The 5,786-nt window shown below is 74.2% G+C and carries 5 protein-coding genes; 1 reads left to right on the top strand and 4 read right to left on the bottom strand.

What is annotated here, in order from left to right:
• The coding region (locus ACFQ11_RS36795; protein ID WP_378307432.1) for an MFS transporter at positions 1-1,141 on the bottom strand (1,141 nt) is incomplete at its 3' end.
• Positions 1,142-1,413: 272 nt separating this feature from the next.
• Entirely contained in the window at positions 1,414-2,133 is a 720-nt protein-coding gene (locus tag ACFQ11_RS36790) for a YqeB family protein (RefSeq protein ID WP_378307430.1), read from the bottom strand.
• A gap of 169 nt (positions 2,134-2,302) precedes the next feature.
• Between ACFQ11_RS36790 and ACFQ11_RS36785 the strand changes: the two genes are divergently transcribed.
• Positions 2,303-3,211: an NADP-dependent oxidoreductase gene (locus tag ACFQ11_RS36785; RefSeq protein WP_378307428.1), complete on the top strand. Its 909-nt coding sequence runs from the start codon at positions 2,303-2,305 to the stop codon at positions 3,209-3,211.
• 153 nt (positions 3,212-3,364) lie between these two features.
• On the opposite strand, the gene ACFQ11_RS36780 is transcribed toward ACFQ11_RS36785, so the two are convergent.
• Together ACFQ11_RS36780 and ACFQ11_RS36775 are read right to left on the bottom strand one after the other, a co-directional pair.
• Entirely contained in the window at positions 3,365-4,576 is a 1,212-nt protein-coding gene (locus tag ACFQ11_RS36780; protein ID WP_378307426.1) for a pyridoxal phosphate-dependent aminotransferase, read from the bottom strand.
• Positions 4,577-4,670: 94 nt separating this feature from the next.
• Positions 4,671-5,786: ABC transporter permease (locus tag ACFQ11_RS36775; protein ID WP_378307424.1), on the bottom strand; the 1,116-nt coding region annotated here is incomplete at its 5' end.

Genomic DNA, 5,786 nt, shown 5'->3' with positions numbered 1-5,786 from the left:
GGGTTGTGGTGGTGAAGAGGCCGAGTGCGATGAGTCCTGCGGTTCCGGAGATGAGGGGGAGCGGGCCGGGGCCGGCGATGTCCAGCACGGCGCCTCCGACGCCTCCGCCGACCGCGACACCGATGTAGGTGCCGGACGTGTTCAGGGCGAGGGCCTGCGTGGCGACCGGTCCTGCGAGCAGGTGAAGCCTCGCCTGGACGGCCGGGGAGTTCCAGAAGGCGGCGCCGCCCCAGACCGCCACGATCCCGAGGAGCAGGACGAACGGAACGGGCCGTAGCGGCCACAGCGCGGCCAGCGCGACCATGGTCGCGACGAACGCGCCGACACCGGCGGCCAGTGTCCGGTCCGGGCCCCAGGCGTCGGTCGCGCGTCCACCCGCCCAGATGCCGGCCATGCCCGCCAGCCCGGCGACCGCGAAGAGGACGCCCCGGTCGGTGACGTCCACGTTGGCGAGGGCGGCGGTGAACGGCGCGAGGTACGTCAGCAGCATCATCGAGCCGGACATCAGCACGATGTTGGCGGCCAGCCCGATGGATATGGCCGGACGTGCGAGCACGGCGAGCTGGGCGCGTACCGGCAGGGCGGTCTGGCCGGTGTCGGTGCGGGGCAGCGCGGTGGTGAACGCCACGACGACGAGGGCGCCCGCCGCGGCCATCACGGCGAACGTGGCGCGCCAGCCGAACGCCCCGCCGATCCAGGCCCCCGCGGGGACGCCGAACGCGATCGCGCCCGTCACGCCGAATGCGACGGCCGCGACGGCGCGTCCCGTCCGTTCGGGGGAGGCGAGCCGCGCCGCGGTCGCGAAGAGCGCGGGTGTCGCGGTGGCGGCGGCGAGCGCGGCCACGACCCGCAGGGCCAGCAGAGCGGGGAAGGTCTGGCTGAGCGCGGCTCCGATGTTGGCCGCGGTGAAGACGAGGGCGGCCGCGACCAGGACGGCCCGGCGGGAGAACCGGACGGTGGCGACGGCGGCGAGCGGGGCGGCGATCGCCACGGTGACGGAGAAGACCGTCACGAGCTGCCCGGCCGCCCCCTCGGTGATCTCGAGGGAACGGGCGATCTCGGGCAGCACACCGGCGATGACGTAGTCGTCGGTGTAGAAGACGAGCGCTCCCGTCGCGAGCGCGAGCAACCAGCGGGGCACGGCGGTCCTAGGCGGGAGCAGTCAGATGATCTTGGGTCCAATCTAGAGAACGGCCGGCACGCTCCGCCAAGCCTTTTCGGCCGCCGTGGCCGTGCGCCGGCACCTGGGGCGTCATCGTGGTCGCGGGAGTCACGGAGAACGCAGGGCGGCCGCTCGTGCGGGCCCTTGTCGAAGAGGGTGAAGCCTCGATGGCCGAATGGGCCGCACGCCACAGCGCATGGTTCAGATGACGGCCGACGCGTTCGTGCTTTGCCCGGCCGCCGGCGGCGCCGTCATTTCGGTTCCGGGCCTGCCTGCGGGAGCGTCCTCACGTATTGCCGCCGCTTCTCGTCCCGCACCACGACGCCGAGGCGGGCGAGTTCGTCGCGGAGTTCCCGGACGTCCTCGGCGTCGGAGCCCTTCTCCTTCAGCGGCGCCTCGCGCGCCCTGAGGACGGCGTTCGCGCCCTCCGGCAGGCCGGGGAGGCCGGGGACCCAGCGGCGGAACTCGTTCTCGTGCGGGTCGGCGTCCGCCCACACGTAGCCGTGTCGGGTGAAGGCGTCGGCGACCCGGCCGAAGTCCAGGCCGCACTCCTGCCGGAAGAGTTCGCCGCCGTCGTGGCCGAGCAGGACGAGGTCCTTGCCGTCCCGGAAGGCCGAGGCGATGTCGGCGCGGGCGTACGCGTGCTCCCGGCCCTTGCGGGCGAGCACGACACGGTCGTCCGCCAGGCGGACCGACAACTGCTCGAAGTGGGCGACGAAGCCGACGGCCAGGCCCGCGAGCGTACCGGCGGCGAGCAGCCACGGGGCGGGGACGGAGGCGGCGAGCTCGGCCGGGCCCTGCATCGGTGCCCACGGGAGCGTCACCAGCCAGTCGGCCAGGGGACCGGCGAGCAGGCCGAGGACCGCCCCGGCCGCCGTGCACACGGCGTACACGCACGCGGTTCGCCATGCCGGCTCGCTCAGCACGGTGACCCCGTCCTTGTTCGGGGATCGCTCGGTTCTCCTACGCACGCCTGTCCTCCTCTGCGGGTACCGGTGCTTGAAGACTGGCGCTTCGGTGCACCGGCTCGCGAGGGACTTAGGGAGAGTCCCGCACCGACCAAGGTCGATGCGCGGGATTGACCTCAGGTTTGGTCGAGGTTCTAGCGTTGGGCTCGTCCACACCAGAAGGAGGATCATCATGAAGGTCGTTGCCGCCGCCGAGCCGGGCGGGCCGGAGGTTCTGCGGATCCAGGAGGCGCCGACCCCGCACGCCGGGCCGGGGGACGTGCGGGTGCGGGTCCGGGCGGCGGGGGTGCAGCCGATCGACCTGGCGGTGCGTGCCGGGTACCGGCCGCCGGGCGCCACCGGCGGCACGGTGCCGGGCAACGAGTTCGCGGGCGTCGTGGACGAGGTCGGCGAAGGGACGGCCGACGTCGCGGTGGGGGACGAGGTGCTGGGCTTCTCGATGCTCGGCTGCTACGCGGAGTTCGTCGTCGTGCCCGCGGCGCAGGTCACGCGGAAGCCCGCCTCGATGCCCTGGGAGGTCGCGGGCGGCTTCTCCGCGGCCGTGATGACGCCGCACATCGCGCTCGAGGACATGGGCGTCGGTGCGGGGGACACGCTGCTGGTGCACGCCGCCGCCGGGGGTGTCGGCGCCGTCGCCGTCCAGTTGGCCCGGATCGCGGGGGCGACGGTCGTCGGGACCGCGAGCGAGGGCAACCACGACTACCTGCGGGCGCTCGGCGCGATCCCCGTCCGGTACGGGGACGGGCTGGTGGAGCGGGTGCGCGCGGCGGCGCCCGGCGGGGTGGACGCGGCGCTCGACGGCGCGGGCGGTGACGCGCTGACGGCGTCGCTCGAGCTGGTGAAGGATCCCGGACGGATCGTCACGCTCGTGGAGCACGGCCGCGCCGGGGAGCTCGGTGTGCGGCTCGTGGCGCGGGAGAAGCGGACGATCGCGCGGGTGGCGGAAGCCGTCCGGTACTACGAGGAGGGCAGGCTCGACCTGCACGTGCGGGGAGCCCACTCGTGGACGCGGGCCGCCGACGCGCACCGGCAGGTCGCGACCGGGCACGGGCGCGGCAAGACGGTGCTGGTCATGGATTGACCGGACGGACGGCCGCGGCATCGAGCGCGCCGACCTCCGGGGCCGCGCGCTCGCGGAGGCCGGTAGCGCGCCGCCGTCCCGGCCGGTGGCCCCCGGAACCCGGGACGGGCGCGCCGGGCCGGGCGGCGGACGGTTCGGCGGGCGGCTCGGCGGTCAGCGGCGGTAGGAGTCGAGGAACGCGCCGATGCGGTTGATCGACTCCTCCAGGTCGTCGGCGTACTGGAGCGTGACGACGCGGAAGTGGTCGGTGGTCGGCCAGTTGAAGCCCGTCCCCTGGACGACGAGGAGCTTCTGCTGCTCGAGCAGGTCGAGCGCGAAGCGCATGTCGTCCTCGATCGGGTACATCGCGGGGTCGAGGCGCGGGAAGACGTACAGGGCGCCCTTCGGCTGGACGCAGGACACGCCGGGGAGGTCGTTGAGGAGCTTCCAGGCGCGGTCGCGCTGCTCGCCGAGGCGGCCGGTGGGCAACACCAGGTCGTCGATGCTCTGGTAGCCGCCGAGCGCGGCCTGGATGGCGTGCTGGCCGGGGACGTTCGGGCACAGCCGCATGTTCGCGAGGATGTCGAGGCCCTCGATGTAGGACTCGGCGTGCTCCTTCGGGCCGGACAGCACCACCCATCCGGAGCGGAAACCGGCGACACGGTAGTTCTTGGACAGTCCGCCGAAGGTCAGGCACAGCAGGTCGGGGGCCAGCGACGCGATGGGGACGTGCTCGGTGTCGTCGTACAGGATCCGGTCGTAGATCTCGTCGGCGAAGACGATCAGGTTGTGCCGGCGGGCGATCTCGGCGATGCGGGTGAGGACCTCGCGCGGGTAGACGGCGCCGGTCGGATTGTTCGGGTTGATCAGCACGATCGCCCGGGTCCGCTCGGTGACCTTCGCCTCGATGTCGTCGGTGTCGGGGGCCCAGTCGGCGTCCTCATCGCACAGGTAGTGGACGGGCGTGCCCCCGCACAGCGACGCGGACGCCGTCCACAGCGGGTAGTCGGGGGCCGGGATGAGGACCTCGTCGCCGTTGTTCAGCAACGCCTGCAGGGTCATGACGATCAGCTCGGACACGCCGTTGCCGAGGTAGACGTCCTCGACGTCGACGCCGTCGACGCCGTTCTCCTCGAACCGCTGCACGACGGCGCGGCGGGCGGGGAGGATGCCCTTGGAGTCGCTGTAGCCGTGCGCCTCCGGCAGGTTGCGGATCATGTCCTGGAGCAGCTCCGGCGGCGCCTCGAAGCCGAACGGGGCCGGGTTGCCGATGTTCAGCTTGAGGATGCGGTGCCCCTGGGCCTCCAGCTCCTTGGCGCGCTTGAGGACCGGCCCCCGGATGTCGTAACAGACGTTGGTCAGTTTGCCCGACTGGTTGACCTGCATGGACACACCATATCCACGCGGTGGAGGGGTATTCGCACGCCGGGGTCACGCATTCGGCGCGCGACGTCACTCCGTGCGACCGCCCGGTGATCGGTCATTCCGCGGCGGCGGCGGCCGGGACGGCGGCGCGCGCGGCGCGGCGCGCGGGGCCGACCGCGGCGAGCGTCCCGGTGACGGCCCCGACCAGCGCGATCACCGCCAGCGGGACGGCCCGGGGCGCGAACGGGGCGCCGAGCGCGGTGCCGATGCCCCAGCCGAGGAACACCCCGGCCATGAGCCCGCCGCCCGTGCCGAGCAGCGCGACGACCATCGATTCCCAGCGGACGATCGACCTGACCTGCGCGCGGGTCGCGCCGACCGCGCGCAGCAGGCCGAGCTCCCGGGTTCGCTCGTGCACCGCCAGCGACAGCGTGTTCGCGATGCCGAGCAGCGCCACCACGACCGCGAGGCCCGCCATCCCGTAGACCACCGGGAGGAAGGCGCGCTGCCGCGCGGTCCGGGCCGCGACGAACTCGTCCCGCGTCCGCACGTCCGGCGCGCCGTACCGGCCGGCGAGCGCGGCGAGGGCGCGGCGGGCGTCCGCGGGCGGGACGCCGGGCGCGACGTCCACGAACGCCGTGCGCGCGAGCGGCCGCCCGCCGTGCGCGTCCCACACGGCCCGGGGGAGGAGGAGGTCGCCGGTCAGGCCGGTGGCGGTGTAGACGGCCCCGACGGTGAGGGTCCGTGAACGTCCGTCGGCGAACGTCACCGGGACCGGTGTCCCGGCCCGCCAGCCGTTCTCCTCCGCGACGCCCTCGGAAACGGCGAAGGTGCGCGGGTCCGCGAGGGTGCCCTGGACGACGTCCAGGTCCAGGACGCGGCGGAGCGCGGACGGGTCGGCGACGCTGACGGTCGCGACCTCGCCGCCCACCCGGGCGGTGCCGGTGCCGAGCGCCGCGACGGCGCCCGTCTGGGGCAGCGCGTCCGCCTCCCGGACGAACCGGGTGTCGAACCCGCCGGTCCCGCCGGCGCCCGCGTCGACGACGAACCGGCCCGTGAACGAGCGGGCGACGTCCCGCTCGAGGGACGCGCCCAGCGAGCCGGCGAGCACGGTGCAGAAGCCGACGACTCCGACGCACCACAGCAGGGCGGTCGCGGCGGCGGCCGTCCGGCGGGGGCCGCGGCACGCGTTGGCGCGGCCGAGCGGCGCCGCGCCGCCGCGCGGCCGCGC

It is taken from the genome of Actinomadura sediminis (assembly GCF_042675525.1).
GTDB classification, from domain to species: domain Bacteria; phylum Actinomycetota; class Actinomycetes; order Streptosporangiales; family Streptosporangiaceae; genus Spirillospora; species Spirillospora sediminis.
This window is presented reverse-complemented; position numbering and strand designations above follow the sequence as displayed.